This is a genomic window from Psychroflexus salinarum, assembly GCF_042677225.1.
Taxonomy (GTDB): domain Bacteria; phylum Bacteroidota; class Bacteroidia; order Flavobacteriales; family Flavobacteriaceae; genus Psychroflexus; species Psychroflexus salinarum.
On record NZ_JBHTIV010000013.1, the window covers coordinates 133,662 to 147,655 of the forward strand.

Here is a 13,994-nt window from a genome sequence, read left to right on the forward strand (position 1 = left end):
TGAAAAAGCAGGGTTTTTTTATGAAAATAGTTTAGGTTAAACTTTTTTTAATTTAATTTCAACTTTTTCAATTTGTTTTACCTTAGAAAGAAAACGCTTATGAACGAATTAAATACAACATCTCTAGAAAAATCAAAAGCTATTAAATTGGCTTATAACGATTATGGTTCTGGTCAGCCTATTATCTTAATCCATGGGTGGCCACTAAACCGAGTAATGTGGGAATACCAGGTAGATGTTTTAGTCGATTCTGGCTATCGAGTCATTTCCTACGATAGAAGAGGTTTTGGACAAAGCTCAAAGCCTTGGGGAGGCTATGATTACGATTCGTTAGCTACTGATCTCAATGACATCATAGAGACGCTTAAATTGGAAAATGTAATTCTTGTAGGATTTTCTATGGGTGGAGGAGAAGTAGCCCGATTTATAGGGAATTATGGGACTTCTTCCATAGCCAAAGCAGTTTTAGTGTCTTCGGTAACACCTTATATGTTGAAAACCAAAAATAATGATGCTGTAGACGCATCCGTTTTTGAAGGAATGAAAGAAGGTATTTCAAAAAACAGACCTCAATTTTTTAAAGATTTTGGAAAAAACTTTTATAATTATGATTCTTTCAAAGATGAACGAATAAGTAAAGCTATGCTAAAACTCACTTGGAATCTAGCCTTGCAAGGTTCCAGAAAAGCAACTTTGGATTGTGTTGATAGTTTTGGAAAAACTGATTTTAGAGAAGACTGTAAGAAGTTCGATATTCCAACACTTATTGTGCATGGCGACGAAGATCAAATTGTACCGATTGATGTTTCTGCTAAAAAAGCTAAAGATTTAATACCAAACTCAAAACTTGAAGTTGTAAAAGGTGCACCACATGGACTGATGATCACCCATCACGAAGAATTCAATTCTATTTTACTGGATTTTTTGAAATAACACCTTCTTATTAATCTAATATAAAAAGCCGCTAACTAGCGGCTTTTTTGATGCTTAACGTTCTGATTTTGGCTTCAGCAGATCAGGAAATCTGACTTTAAATCGAGTAAACCTAGGGACAGACACATTTTTGATGTAAGGATTGTTTGGGTTATTGACTTTGTAATCCTGATGGTACTCTTCTGCCATCCAGAATTTATCAAAGGCCATAACTTCTGCAGCTATAGGTTTATTGTAGTCTTTGGATAGGCTTTTCATTTTTGTTTCTATGATTTCTTTTTCTTTTTCATTTTGGTAAAAAATAATGGAACGGTACTGAGAACCAATATCTGGCCCCTGGCCATTTTGTTGAGTCACATCTTGTGAGCCGAAATAAACATCAACCAAGGTTTTAAAAGAAACCACTTCTGGGTCGTAAATTACTTCTACAGCTTCGGCATGTCCAGTTTTACCTGTGTTGGAAGACTCGTAAGTTGGGTTCATCGTATGTCCGCCAGAATAGCCGGAAAATACTTCTTCTACGCCTTTCACGCTTTCATAGATGGTCTCCACACACCAAAAACAACCACTGGCAAAATAGGCTCTTTCGTATTTGTCATCATCAAAGTTGTTTGACGCGATTTCACTTGGGGATTTTGAGTTTTGAGCTTTTCCACAACTAACAATCAGAAGCGAAACGAATAGTAGACTTAGGTATGATTTCATAGTATTTTTATTTTCAAAAGTAGGGGTTAATTCAAGTGACTATTTTAAAGATCAAGTTAAATTTTAAACACAAAAAAAGCTCGAAGAGAACCTCGAGCTTTTTTGTATTAAGTGACATGGAGGTTTACGACAGTTTAGTAAACATCTTTTCCATTTTTTCTTCTTCTTCTCTTGCAAGCTCTTGGTCTACAAGGATTCTTCCACTATGCTCATCGATAATCACTTTACGCCTCGCAGCGATTTCTACCTGAACCTGTGGTGGAATTGTAAAGAAAGAACCTCCAGAAGCGCCGCGCTCTATAGTGACTACAGCCATACCGTTCTTCACATTGTTGCGAATTCTCGTGTAAGCTTTTACAAGACGCTCTTCAATATCTTTTTTGAATTTGTCTGACTTTTCAGTTAAAGCAGTTTCTTCTTTCTCTGTTTCTTTTAAAATATTATCAAGCTCAGACTTCTTGTGATCAAGATGATTTTGTCTTTCAGCTAACTTTCCTTTGGTCTCTTCAATCACAACAGATTTGTGCTCCATCTGTGCACTGTACTCTCTTATGTGTTTTTGAGCCAATTCGATTTCCAATTCTTGGAATTCGATTTCTTTGGTTAAAGCGTCAAACTCTCTGTTATTCCTAACATTATCTTGTTGGCTTTTGTATTTCTTGATCATAGCTTCAGCATCCACTATGAACTGTTTTTTTTCTTTTATCTTTTCTTCAGTTACCTTTAGATCAGAGTCCAACTTTTCAATTCTTTTGGTAAGTCCTGCGACTTCATCTTCCAAATCTTCAACTTCAAGAGGTAGTTCACCTCGCATATTTCTTATTTCGTCAATACGTGAGTCTATTAGTTGTAAATCGTATAGAGCTCTTAATTTCTGCTCTACGGTAACCTCTTTTTTCTTTGCCATAATCAATAGTATTGAATCGGATTGGTATTAATATTTGATAAAACGAGTGCAAAATTAGGGAATTTTTTTGTAAGATAAGCATGTATTAAATCTTTTGTATACTGCTCACTTTCATAATGTCCTATGTCAGCCAAAATGATCTGATCTTCAGCTTTATAGAAATCATGATATTTCAAATCGGCTGTAATATAAAGGTCTGCGTTGGCTGCTTTAGCGTTTTCTATGGCAAATGTACCGCTTCCGCCAAGTACCGCAACGCGCTTAATCGGTTTATCGTTGAGCTGTGTATGTCTAATCACTTTGGTTTTAAAAACTTCTTTTATAAGAGACAAGGCTTCTGTAATTCCCAAAGGAGTAGCCAATTCTCCGACCATTCCGATACCTCTATGCTGATCGTTATTTTCTAATGTTTCCACCTCGTAAGCTACTTCTTCATAAGGATGGTTATCGAAAAGAGCTTTCAGAATTTTGGACTGTAGATGTGATGAGAAGGTCAAATTGATTTGAATTTCTTCTTCAAACTGAGTTTTTCCAGGTTCCCCGATAGTTGGGTTTGAATTTTCATTTCCATTGAAAGTACCAGTGCCTTCAACATTGAAACTACATAAATCATAATTACCTATACTTCCACCTCCAGCTTTAAACAAAGCAGTTCTTACTTCCTCAGCATTAGCTTTAGGGACATAGGTTGTTAACTTTTTGATGGTTTTTGTCTTTGGTATCAGTACAGAAGTGTTTTTCAATCCTAGCTTTTCACAAATCATCCCGTTGACTCCATTGGAGACATTATCTAAAGCTGTGTGCATAGCATAAATAGCGATATCGTGTTTTATGGCTTTATGAACCACTCGCTCTACATAGGTTTTTCGATTCAATTTTTTGAGACCAGAAAAAATAATAGGATGGAAGCTGATAATCAAATTGCATTTGCTTTCAATAGCTTCATCCATAACAGATTCTAGAGCATCCAAAGTTATCAATGCACCTGTCACTTCCATACTTTTTTCACCTATCAGCAAGCCTGTATTATCAAAATCTTCAGCATAATAAGAAGGTGAAAGTTCCTCAATAGCTTCAATAAAATCGTTTACAATCATCAGAGATTTGTTTTAAACCCTAAATTTAAAAATTATAATTTCGCAGTCATGAAATTCTTGAGATATTTACTATTTCCATTTTCGGTCCTGTACGGCTGTATCATGTCTGTGCGTAATTTTCTCTACAACGCTAATATTCTTAAATCCAAATCTTACCCTATACCAATTATCTGCGTAGGTAACCTTAGTACAGGAGGAACTGGTAAATCTCCAATGATAGAGTTACTGATGAGGACCTTGAAAGACAAACATCAACTCGCAACTTTAAGCCGTGGCTATAAACGAACGACAGATGGATTTCTTGAAGTTCAACCTCATCATAATTCATCTGAAGTAGGGGATGAGCCGCTTCAATTTAAAACCAATTTTCCAGAAATAACCGTTGCTGTAGATGCTAATAGACAGCGAGGAATTTCAGAATTACTTAAAAACTACCCTAAACTTGATTTGATTTTATTGGACGATGCTTTCCAGCATAGAAAAGTGAAACCAAGTTTATCCATACTTTTGACGACTTACAGCGATCTCTACACTAATGATTTTATTCTGCCAACTGGAAACCTCAGAGAGTTTCAAACAGGCGCTAAGCGAGCTCAATTGATTATCGTTACCAAATGTCCAACCACACTTTCTAAAGTAGAGCAAATCAGAATTAGACAGCAGATCAAACCAAAATCTTATCAACACCTTCTATTTTCTTCCATTCTTTATTCTGATTTTATTATAAGTAAGACTGAGCGTGAAAAGTTAGCTGACTTTAATGATTTTACGCTAGTCACGGGCATTGCCAATCCAAAACCGCTATTGAGCCACCTGAAGTCATTAAATAAAAACTTTGATCATATTCAGTTCTCAGACCATCATGAATTTTCTAAAAGTGATTTAGAGCTGCTTCAAAAGAAACCCAAGGTACTGACTACGCAAAAAGATTTCATGCGATTGAAATCAAAGTTGAAAACAAATCAATTGTTTTATTTGCCTATTGAAACTCAAATTTTAAATCACCCAGAATTCCTTAGAAAATATCTGGAAGATGAGTTATTTTGAAATTTTAAAATATTGTATCAATAATTCAATTTTTTGTTTGTGTAATATAATCTTTTAGTTAAATTTGCAACCTGAAATAAATTAGTAAAGACGTTACGATGAGAAAAGGAATACATCCAGAAAATTATAGATTAGTAGCATTTAAAGATATGTCTAACGATGATGTATTTTTAACTAAGTCTACTGCTCAAACTAAAGAAACTATTGAAGTAGATGGAAATGAATATCCATTAATAAAGCTTGAGATCTCTAGAACATCTCATCCTTTTTATACTGGCAAAACTAAACTTGTTGATAGCGCTGGACGTATTGATAAGTTTAAAAATAAATACAAAAAATTCAAAAAAGAGGAAAAATAAGCTTTTTACTTTTTTTAAATATAAAGCCTTCCACAGTGAAGGCTTTTTTTATATTCTGATTTTTTTTATTTGAAGCAATAAAAAAGCCTTGAGATGAATTCATTCTCAAGGCTTTCATTACTTAGATCAATACTACATCTTATTTTTCATCTACTATGGAATTTAAAGTAGAACTTGGTCGCATCCTTTTGGTGACAATATCTTCATCTGGAAAGAAATATCCACTTATATCTTGAGGATCTCCCTGAGCTTTCAATAGCTCTTCATTTATTTTATCTTCATTTTCTTCCAGATATTTGGCTACTTTTGCAAATTCAGATTTCAAATCACTATTCTCATTTTGTTCTGATAAAGCTTTTGCCCAATACAGAGCCAGGTAAAAATGAGTACCCCTGTTGTCAATTTCATTTACTTTTCTTGATGGAGATTTGTCATTCTTCAAATACTGGCTATTAGCTGTATTTAAAGTTTTAGCTATAACTTTTGCCTTTTCATTATTAGTTTTATCAGCTATATCTTCTATAGAAACAGCCAACGCGAGAAATTCACCTAAAGAATCCCATCTTAAATGACCTTCTTTTACAAATTGCTGTACGTGTTTTGGCGCAGATCCTCCAGCTCCAGTTTCATAAAGTCCACCACCTGCAAGGAGAGGAACGATAGAAAGCATTTTTGCGCTTGTGCCCAATTCTAAGATAGGGAAAAGGTCGGTTAAGTAATCTCTCAATACATTTCCAGTTACCGAAATAGTGTCTTTGCCAGCTTTCACTCTTTCAAGCGTGTATTGCATGGCGTCCTTTGGACTCATGATTTGTATATCCAATCCTGATAAATCGTAATCTTTGAGATACGTATTTACTTTCTTAATAAGATTAGTATCATGGCCTCTGTTTTCATCAAGCCAGAAAATAGCTGGGTTCCCTGTGTTTTTTGCTCTTTTCACGGCAAGTCCAACCCAGTCTTTAATAGGTAAGTCTTTGGTTTGGCACATTCTCCAAATGTCTCCTTCTTCTACTTCATGAGATAATAAAGCATGCCCCTCTTTGTTTAATACATCCACACGTCCTTCTTTTGGAATAATGAATGTTTTGTCGTGAGAGCCATATTCTTCAGCTTTTTTTGCCATTAAACCTACATTAGAGACATTACCCATTGTAGTGACATCAAATGCTCCGTGTTTTTGACAGAATTCAATGACCTGTTGGTAGATTCCAGCATAACTTCGATCTGGAATCACCGCTTTCATGTCTTGTGTTTTGTCATTTTTATTCCACATTTGTCCACCAGACTTCATGGCTGCTGGCATAGAGGCGTCAATGATGACATCACTAGGAACGTGTAAGTTTGTGATTCCCTTAGAAGAATCAACCATTGCCAGATCTGCTTTCTGCTCATATATAGCTTCAAGATCATCCAGGATTGCCTTCGACTTTTCTTCAGGAAGTTGTGCTATTTTGTTATAAACATCTCCAAGACCGTTGGTTGGGTCAACACCTATTTCTTTAAACTCAGCTTCATATTTATTAAACACTTCTTCAAAAAACACAGTTACGGCATGACCAAAGATAACAGGGTCAGAAACCTTCATCATTGTTGCCTTGAGGTGAATTGAAAAAAGGACACCCTTCTCTTTTGCATCTTTGATTTCTTCAGCCAAGAACTTTCTTAAAGCTTTTGCTTTCATTACAGATGCATCTATAACTTCACCGTTTTCCAAAGGTGTAGATTCTTTAAGAACATTGCTATTTCCATCCTTATCGAAGTGAACTATTTTAACATTGTCTTTTTTTTCTAAAACTATCGATTTTTCACTTCCGTAAAAATCACCGTTAGGCATAGCTGAAACATGTGATTTTGAATCATCGCTCCATTCTCTTAGTTTGTGAGGATGTTCTTGAGCATATTCTTTTACTGGTTGAGCAACACGACGATCGGAATTTCCTTCCCTTAGTACTGGATTAACAGCACTACCTAAAACTTTGGCGTATCTTTTCTGAATTTTTTCTTCGTCATCATTTTTAGGATTTTCAGGATAATTTGGAACTTTATAACCTTTGTCTTGTAATTCTTTTATAGCAGCTGTCAGCTGTGGGACGGATGCGCTAATATTTGGTAGTTTGATAATGTTGGCCTCCGGAGTTTTTGCTAATTTTCCTAAATAAGCCAAGTTGTCTTCTACCTTCTGATCTTCATCAAGATAATCATTAAAATTAGCAAGTATTCTTGCAGCTAGTGAAATATCCTTAGAAGTAATTTTAATGCCTGCACTCTCTGTAAACCTTCTAACTATAGGTAGAAAGGAATATGTTGCTAGAGCAGGAGCTTCATCAGTTTTTGTGTAAATGATTTTGGTACTATGATCTGCCATATGTTTTTATTTATTTTTTGAATTAATTATATAAAATTGAACCTCCCAAATATAAAGATTAAGGTTATAAAAACCTTGTTGTGTTGGTTATAACCCTGTTAAAACCAAAAAAACCTTCTTTCATAAATGATAGAAGGTTTTTGTACTTTAGAAAAAACAAACTTAATTAGTTCTCTTTTCCTTAATTCTTGCTTTTTTACCTGTAAGGTTTCTGAAGTAATAAATTCTAGCACGTCTAACGCTACCTCTTTTATTAATTTCAATTTTCTGGATAGCAGGCATGTTGATAGGAAATATCTTTTCAACTCCTACTGTACCACTCATTTTACGAATGGTAAATGTTTTTGAAGAGCCAGAACCTTTAACTTGTATCACAACACCTTTAAAGAACTGTGTACGCGTTTTTTGGCCTTCTTTAATTTCGTAGTAAACTGTGATTGTATCACCGGAAGAAAATTTTGGAAAATCTTTCTTTTCTACAAATTCGTCTTGAACAAACTTTACTAAATTCATTTTATTTTAGTTTTTCTGTTACCTAAACCAACATTCACGGATTTCGTCAGAGGTTGATTTAGAGGTTGCAAAAATAAACAAAAAATATAATTCTACAAGAGTTAAAGACTATTCTTCCAATAAATCTGGCCGGCGGTCTTTAGTTCTTTGAAGTGCTTTTTCATCTCTCCAATCGTCTATCTTTTTTTTATGGCCGCTTAATAAAATATCAGGAACTTCATAACCTTTATAATTAGATGGTCTAGTGTATATAGGTGGAGATAATAGGTTGTCTTGAAATGCATCAGTAAGTGCCGAAGTTTCATTTCCAAGCACGCCTGGAATCAATCTTATAATTGAGTCACATAATACTGCAGCAGCTAACTCTCCTCCTGAGAGCACGTAATCTCCAATAGAAATCTCTTTAGTAATAAAAAGATCTCTTACTCTTTGATCTACACCTTTATAATGACCGCAAAGCATTATTAGATTTCCTTTTAAAGATAGTGAATTTGACATGTTTTGATTTAAAACTTCACCATCTGGAGTTAAGTAAATAACTTCATCGTAAGATCTTTCAGACTTCAGTTTTGAAATGCATTTGTCTATTGGCTCAATCATCATGACCATTCCTGCTCCACCACCATATTGATAATCATCAATTTGTTTATAGCTCAAAGTTGTGTAATCCCTCAAGTTATGAAAATGAATTTCGACTAGATTCTTTTCAATAGCTCTTTTAAGTATTGAAGCTTCAAAAGGACTTTTTAGTAAGTCTGGAACAACTGTAATGATATCAATTCGCATTTTTAAACTTTTTTGAGGGTGAAGCTCAACATTATACAAGCGACCAAAAGTAATAGGAAAAACCAAAACTGGTAAGCTAATCCAAAATATTCTGCTATGAGTCCAAAAGAAGCTGCCACAATGGTAAATAATCCGATCAAAGTGTTAGCAACAGAAACATATGTAGGCCTGTCTTCCTTTGGTGCGTAATCAATTATATAAGTTTTCCTGCTTAATCTTGCTCCTGAATATGCTACTCCATTTATAAATAAAACTGGCATAAAGAAATAAAAATTGAGGGCTTCATTTTCAAAATAAATAAAAACTAATGCATACAGAATACTCAATATTGATAAACCAGCTGAGATCCTCATCAATTGAAGGCTAGATTTATCTGCCAACCTCCCCCATATTGGGCTACTTACAATTTGAGCTAAGCTGCTTATTACAATAACTAAACCCAAGTAATTCCAGCTTTCTTTACTAACGTCTTTTGCTACTAAAATGAAAAATGGATCGAGTAGGGGAATAGCCATTAATAATGCTCTAGTAATTATAAAATTTCTGTAAGATGTATCTTTCTTTAATAAGGATGCACCAGTTTTGATCTCTTGTAGAGGTGTTCTTCCTCCGTCTGTAGAGCCAGGTTTTTCTTCTATACTAGAAAATATAATTGATGCAGCAATCCAAAGCAAAGAGGCAGTTACAAACAATCCAACATATAACCATTTACTATCTTCTCCTTTCAAAAAGAACACTAAAGAACCTCCCGCAATAAGCGCTAAAGCTCCTCCGAAAGTAGATCTATAACTTAGCATTTGACCTCTTTCTCCTTTAGGTACAGTTTTTCCAGTCACATCTTTAAAACTTACAGAGCCTACTCCTGATGCTATGCTAAAAACAAGTAACATAAAGACTATTGCATAACTTATGAAAATTTGATTATTCATAAATGCTAATAAAATAGCTGAAATAAGTAAGCAAGTTCCTTGGGTTAAACCAGCTCCAACCCAGTAAGGTTTTCTTTTTTCTTTCTTTCTTATTTTCCCACTTACAAGAAGTTGTGGTAGGAGCGAGCCAACGTCTTTTACGGGAATAAGCATTCCTATAAGAAAAACAGGAGCACCAAGAAAGCTTAAAATCCAAGGTAAAGTGATGCCAGGACTAATTAATTTTTCTGCTAGCTTGGTAAGGCTACCATTAAGTATATTTAAGGAGAAGTTTTTTGGGAGGTGAGTACATTGATCATCAGGGATGGATTCGCAAATCCTAGCGTCAGTATCTTCCGTCAAAAACTCATAAAACTCTTCTGTCTTAGACATTATTTATTATTGCCCTTATTCAGTTTTTGATTTTTATTCTTTTCGTCTTGAAGTTCTCTTCCCAATTTTTGTTGCTTTTCTAAAGCTATACGTTTATAATTTTCGAAGTCAGAATCGAGATTTTTTAGATTTTGCTTTGCTTCCTTTGTAAGAAGGTTACTTCTATTGAATTTGAAAATAAAGAACAGTAAAAGTGCTAGCAAGACTCCAATAATGGACCATACAAATGTGTTGTATCCAGATTTTGTAAGTGCCATTCCCAAAAATTGAACCTCATCTTTTTCATTTTGAAGGTTTGCAAGTTCTGTTTCTAAATCTGAAACCTGCTCCTTGAGTGATTTTATTTGTTGGTCTTGAAATTGAATGCTATCTTTTAAGCTAGAAATTTCTGTTGTAAGAGCATCAAATTCTGTTGTTACTTTTTTAATTGCAGAATTTATTTCTACTTTTTCGACAACTTTATATTGTTGATAGTTATTTGACTTATCAACTACATTTTTTAAGTTTTCTATTGAAGAGGTTTTATTTTCTGCCTGTTCTTCTTTTTGGGTTTCTTGGGAATAACCTGAAAAAGATAAAAGTAAAGCAAAGACAATAAAATAGATAGATTTCATACTACAAGAATTTGATACAAAAGTATTTAAAATGCTTTTAAAACCATCCATTTCTAAAAAATAAAAATCCTTAATTTCTTAAGGATTTCTATTTACTCTAGTAGTAAGTGAATCGCCTTACATTGGATATGTATTTTGCAAGCCTAATAACTTGATGGCTATAACCAAATTCATTATCATACCATATATACAGAACTACTGAATTTGTATTCTCATCTGCAATAGTTGCATGACTATCAAAAATGGCTGGGGCTGAAACTCCTACAATATCTGAAGAAACTAGCTCATTATCAATAGAATATTTAATTTGCTCTACTAATTCGCCATTTAAGGCTGCTTCTTTTATTTTGGTATTTAGTTCTTCTTTAGTGGTTTTGGTTTTCAGATTCAAATTAAGTATCGCTAAAGAGCCATTTGGAACTGGAACTCTTATTGCATTGGAGGTTAATTTACCTTCCAATTGTGGTAAAGCTTTTGCGACTGCCTTGCCTGCACCAGTTTCTGTAATAACCATATTGAGAGCAGCAGCTCGCCCTCTCCTATATTTACTATGCATATTATCTACCAAATTTTGATCATTGGTATATGCATGTATAGTTTCCAAATGTCCATGTTCTACACCATAATTATCTTCTATAGCTTTAAGAATTGGTGTTATAGCGTTTGTTGTACAAGATGCTGCAGAAAAAATAGAATCTTTTTTGATATCATAATTTTTATGATTCACACCATGAACTATATTTGGAATTCCTTTTCCCGGAGCTGTTAATAAAACTTTATCAGATCCTTTTGAAGTTAAATGTCGGCTTAAAGCTTCTTGATCTCTAAAAGCACCTGTGTTATCAATTATTAATGCATTGTCGATGCCATATACGTTATAATCGATGTCCTCAGGCTTATTAGCAGATATCATTTTCACCGTAGTATCATTTATAATCAAAGCTGAGTTTTCAAAATCAGTTTGTACGGTCCCATTAAAGTCGGCGTGGATGGAATCATTTTTAAGTAAAGAAGCTCTTTTTTCGAGAACTTCCTGAGTGATTTCCCCTCTGGTAACAATTGCTCTCAGTCTTAATTGATTTCCTTTACCTGTTTTAGCCATCAATTCTCTCGCGATAAGGCGTCCTATCCTTCCAAAGCCGTAAAGCACAACATCTTTTGGAGTTATAGTATTAAAATTTTCAGAATCTTTGAGCTTCTTAGATAAGAAACTCATTATGTTTTGATTCTTATTACCATTTTGAAGGTATTCATATGTAAGTTTACCAATGTCTAATTTTGATGGAGGTAAATTTAAGTTTTTGATGCCTTCAGCAACTTCTGTTGAATCAAAGATCGATATAGGTTTGTCAACGAATTTCCCAGCATATTCATGAAGTTTTAAAATTTCACCTACATTTTTGTTTATAAGTGAATTTCTGAACAAAACGAGTTCGATAGATTTTTCATACCATAAATCATTGACGATACTGATAAATTTTACTGAAGCACGACGTCTATCGGCTTGGAAGGAAAGTTCCTTTTCATAAACTTGAGATGGATTCATTGCGAAATTGAATTTTTAAAATTTTTGGCAAAAATATAGATTTCAAACGTTTTCGTGAACTTTTTTTAAAGAATAAAACAGGATTTTTTCTTCTTTAGAATCAAAACTTACATTCGATTTTTTTAATGAAAAACCTTAGTTAATATTTCTACTGGTAGGTATTGTAAATCATAAAATTCAAAATACTTTTGCAGAATTCTTAAATGATATAAATAACTAATAATGACAGAGTTGATCGCTTTTGGAATTTTATCCTTTACTACATTTTTTACTATCATCAATCCGCTTGGTGTTATGCCAATTTTCATGACAATGACTTCAGATTTGGATAAGGAAAGTCGGAAATCAACTGCCAAAAAAGCTATTTTAGCTTCTTTTGTAACAATCATCATCTTTGCTTTTACTGGTCAGATTTTATTTAAATTTTTCGGAATTTCTGTAAATAGCTTTCGTGTAGTAGGAGGGATTATTTTCTTCTTAATGGGGATGGATATGCTGCAAGCCAGACTTGGTAAGGTGAAAGTTCAGGAAGCTGAGATCAAAACATATGTCAATGATATTTCTATTACGCCATTGGCCATTCCAATGATCTGTGGCCCTGGTGCAATTACCAATGCTATTGTTATGATGGAAGATGCACAATCTGTAGAAATGCAAGCTGTACTTATTGGCTCCATTATTTTGGTGATGGGTATTACATTAGCCATTCTTTTAAGTGCAGGTAAAATCATTAAAATCCTAGGTCAGACGGGTAATAATGTCTTAATGAGATTGATGGGGCTTATTATTATGGTTATCGCTATAGAATTTTTCCTAAGCGGATTTAAACCTATTTTTCAAGATATTATTGCGAGTAGATAATTATGTTAAGTTTAATTGTGAGCTTTTTATATTCTATAGAAAACACTCCTTGAAACTAATTGAAACATCTAATTTGTAAGTATTCTAAAAGGGGTCAGTAAGCAACTTTTATAAAGATTCCTTTTTCGTCAATATTATGCTCATCTTCAATAAAGTTTAATCCAGACGGACTACTCTTTAAGTTAGAAACACAAAGTACCATCGCATCTAAAATATCGTCTGGTTTTACTTTTGACTTTGTGAACGTTTGTATAATATTTTGATATAATTTCTCAAGTTGAGGATAATGCTGTTTAAGTAATTGAAAGCGTTCTTCAAATCCTTCCTTTGTAGATTTTTTTGTTTGAATAACGTCTAAATCATTTAAATACTTAAAACAAATTTCAGGATGACTTTCATAGATTTCCAATTCATCAGTTTTATATACCATAAATTGATCTATTTCTTTTATTTTTTTGGAAATGTTATAACTCTGTATCGAAATGCTTTTTCCTAAAACTCTTTTGTTTATATCTCTGGCTTTATCATAATCTGAAGCATAAATAGCTTTTCTAGAAGCCGGAGTGAATATAGTAGAAGATCTATTTCCAAGTTCTTTCCTTAGTTTATTCTCGATGGTCCTTGTAAAATCTATGGAAGATAAACCAATAGGAATATCAATAAAAACTCTGTTTAAGTCTGGGTGTAATTCCATCAGTTCATCAATTGATTTTACTGCTTCAAATGAGAATTTTTTATAATCATGAAGAATGACAACCCATCCTAGTGGGCAAGAATCTATTCCAGCTATTTTCATTTTTCGATTACTCTAGTTGAACGAAACATACGATTTTTATTAGAAAATATTTAACCTTTCTGCAACTCAGAACGGGATATTAAATTAATTGTTAGGTTGAAACTAACTATCTAGAAGTTTAAAGCCAACAAAGACTAATTTGCCGGTGTTCCTTTGAAGGC

The 13,994-nt window shown here is 33.6% G+C and carries 14 protein-coding genes; 4 read left to right on the forward strand and 10 right to left on the reverse strand.

Annotated features, from left to right (window positions below; genetic code table 11):
• Window positions 1-99: 99 nt before the first annotated feature.
• Window positions 100-933, forward strand: a complete 834-nt coding sequence (locus ACFQ0R_RS11235) for an alpha/beta fold hydrolase (RefSeq protein WP_379658473.1) — start codon at window positions 100-102, stop codon at window positions 931-933.
• A gap of 54 nt (window positions 934-987) precedes the next feature.
• Here ACFQ0R_RS11235 and msrA read toward each other — a convergent pair whose 3' ends face one another.
• From msrA to ACFQ0R_RS11250, 3 genes are all read right to left on the reverse strand, one after another.
• The gene (gene msrA, locus ACFQ0R_RS11240) at window positions 988-1,638 is read right to left on the reverse strand and encodes a peptide-methionine (S)-S-oxide reductase MsrA (RefSeq protein WP_379658474.1); all 651 of its coding nucleotides are present in this window, start codon (window positions 1,636-1,638) and stop codon (window positions 988-990) included.
• 124 nt (window positions 1,639-1,762) lie between these two features.
• Window positions 1,763-2,545, reverse strand: a complete 783-nt coding sequence (locus tag ACFQ0R_RS11245; RefSeq protein ID WP_379658475.1) for a zinc ribbon domain-containing protein — start codon at window positions 2,543-2,545, stop codon at window positions 1,763-1,765.
• A gap of 2 nt (window positions 2,546-2,547) precedes the next feature.
• Window positions 2,548-3,642, reverse strand: coding sequence for a Nif3-like dinuclear metal center hexameric protein (locus ACFQ0R_RS11250; protein WP_379658476.1), 1,095 nt, complete (start codon window positions 3,640-3,642; stop codon window positions 2,548-2,550).
• 48 nt (window positions 3,643-3,690) lie between these two features.
• On the opposite strand from ACFQ0R_RS11250, the gene lpxK reads away from it, so the two are divergent.
• Window positions 3,691-4,689, forward strand: a complete 999-nt coding sequence (lpxK, locus tag ACFQ0R_RS11255) for a tetraacyldisaccharide 4'-kinase (protein WP_379658477.1) — start codon at window positions 3,691-3,693, stop codon at window positions 4,687-4,689.
• A 98-nt stretch (window positions 4,690-4,787) separates the two neighbouring features.
• Window positions 4,788-5,048 (forward strand): type B 50S ribosomal protein L31, encoded by a 261-nt coding sequence (locus ACFQ0R_RS11260; RefSeq protein WP_379658478.1) that lies wholly within the window; start codon window positions 4,788-4,790, stop codon window positions 5,046-5,048.
• 139 nt (window positions 5,049-5,187) lie between these two features.
• Here the strand turns inward: ACFQ0R_RS11260 and ACFQ0R_RS11265 are convergent, their stop codons facing one another.
• From ACFQ0R_RS11265 to ACFQ0R_RS11290, 6 genes are all read right to left on the reverse strand, one after another.
• Window positions 5,188-7,416 (reverse strand): NADP-dependent isocitrate dehydrogenase, encoded by a 2,229-nt coding sequence (locus tag ACFQ0R_RS11265; RefSeq protein WP_379658479.1) that lies wholly within the window; start codon window positions 7,414-7,416, stop codon window positions 5,188-5,190.
• Window positions 7,417-7,578: 162 nt separating this feature from the next.
• Entirely contained in the window at window positions 7,579-7,929 is a 351-nt protein-coding gene (rplS, locus tag ACFQ0R_RS11270) for a 50S ribosomal protein L19 (protein ID WP_379658480.1), read from the reverse strand.
• A gap of 108 nt (window positions 7,930-8,037) precedes the next feature.
• Window positions 8,038-8,715 carry a tRNA (guanosine(37)-N1)-methyltransferase TrmD gene (gene trmD / locus ACFQ0R_RS11275; RefSeq protein ID WP_379658481.1) on the reverse strand — a complete coding sequence of 226 codons (678 nt, stop codon included), beginning with the start codon at window positions 8,713-8,715 and terminating at the stop codon, window positions 8,038-8,040.
• A gap of 2 nt (window positions 8,716-8,717) precedes the next feature.
• Window positions 8,718-10,016, reverse strand: a complete 1,299-nt coding sequence (locus ACFQ0R_RS11280) for an MFS transporter (protein WP_379658482.1) — start codon at window positions 10,014-10,016, stop codon at window positions 8,718-8,720.
• Window positions 10,016-10,630 carry a hypothetical protein gene (locus ACFQ0R_RS11285; RefSeq protein WP_379658483.1) on the reverse strand — a complete coding sequence of 205 codons (615 nt, stop codon included), beginning with the start codon at window positions 10,628-10,630 and terminating at the stop codon, window positions 10,016-10,018. The genes ACFQ0R_RS11280 and ACFQ0R_RS11285 overlap by 1 nt, the downstream gene beginning before the upstream one ends.
• 97 nt (window positions 10,631-10,727) lie before the next feature.
• Window positions 10,728-12,176, reverse strand: a complete 1,449-nt coding sequence (locus ACFQ0R_RS11290) for a glyceraldehyde-3-phosphate dehydrogenase (RefSeq protein WP_379658484.1) — start codon at window positions 12,174-12,176, stop codon at window positions 10,728-10,730.
• Window positions 12,177-12,398: 222 nt separating this feature from the next.
• Here ACFQ0R_RS11290 and ACFQ0R_RS11295 point away from each other — a divergent pair, with 222 nt between their 5' ends.
• Window positions 12,399-13,037 carry a MarC family protein gene (locus ACFQ0R_RS11295; protein ID WP_379658485.1) on the forward strand — a complete coding sequence of 213 codons (639 nt, stop codon included), beginning with the start codon at window positions 12,399-12,401 and terminating at the stop codon, window positions 13,035-13,037.
• A 94-nt stretch (window positions 13,038-13,131) separates the two neighbouring features.
• Here ACFQ0R_RS11295 and ACFQ0R_RS11300 read toward each other — a convergent pair whose 3' ends face one another.
• Window positions 13,132-13,833 carry a DUF429 domain-containing protein gene (locus tag ACFQ0R_RS11300; RefSeq protein WP_379658486.1) on the reverse strand — a complete coding sequence of 234 codons (702 nt, stop codon included), beginning with the start codon at window positions 13,831-13,833 and terminating at the stop codon, window positions 13,132-13,134.
• Window positions 13,834-13,994 lie beyond the last annotated feature (161 nt).

Coding starts and splice junctions, on each gene's coding strand:
- ACFQ0R_RS11235 (WP_379658473.1), top strand. CDS start 100: ATGAACGAATTAAATACAACATCTCTAGAAAAATCAAAAGCTATTAAA.
- msrA (WP_379658474.1), bottom strand. CDS start 1,638: ATGAAATCATACCTAAGTCTACTATTCGTTTCGCTTCTGATTGTTAGT.
- ACFQ0R_RS11245 (WP_379658475.1), bottom strand. CDS start 2,545: ATGGCAAAGAAAAAAGAGGTTACCGTAGAGCAGAAATTAAGAGCTCTA.
- ACFQ0R_RS11250 (WP_379658476.1), bottom strand. CDS start 3,642: ATGATTGTAAACGATTTTATTGAAGCTATTGAGGAACTTTCACCTTCT.
- lpxK (WP_379658477.1), top strand. CDS start 3,691: ATGAAATTCTTGAGATATTTACTATTTCCATTTTCGGTCCTGTACGGC.
- ACFQ0R_RS11260 (WP_379658478.1), top strand. CDS start 4,788: ATGAGAAAAGGAATACATCCAGAAAATTATAGATTAGTAGCATTTAAA.
- ACFQ0R_RS11265 (WP_379658479.1), bottom strand. CDS start 7,416: ATGGCAGATCATAGTACCAAAATCATTTACACAAAAACTGATGAAGCT.
- rplS (WP_379658480.1), bottom strand. CDS start 7,929: ATGAATTTAGTAAAGTTTGTTCAAGACGAATTTGTAGAAAAGAAAGAT.
- trmD (WP_379658481.1), bottom strand. CDS start 8,715: ATGCGAATTGATATCATTACAGTTGTTCCAGACTTACTAAAAAGTCCT.
- ACFQ0R_RS11280 (WP_379658482.1), bottom strand. CDS start 10,016: ATGTCTAAGACAGAAGAGTTTTATGAGTTTTTGACGGAAGATACTGAC.
- ACFQ0R_RS11285 (WP_379658483.1), bottom strand. CDS start 10,630: ATGAAATCTATCTATTTTATTGTCTTTGCTTTACTTTTATCTTTTTCA.
- ACFQ0R_RS11290 (WP_379658484.1), bottom strand. CDS start 12,176: ATGAATCCATCTCAAGTTTATGAAAAGGAACTTTCCTTCCAAGCCGAT.
- ACFQ0R_RS11295 (WP_379658485.1), top strand. CDS start 12,399: ATGACAGAGTTGATCGCTTTTGGAATTTTATCCTTTACTACATTTTTT.
- ACFQ0R_RS11300 (WP_379658486.1), bottom strand. CDS start 13,833: ATGAAAATAGCTGGAATAGATTCTTGCCCACTAGGATGGGTTGTCATT.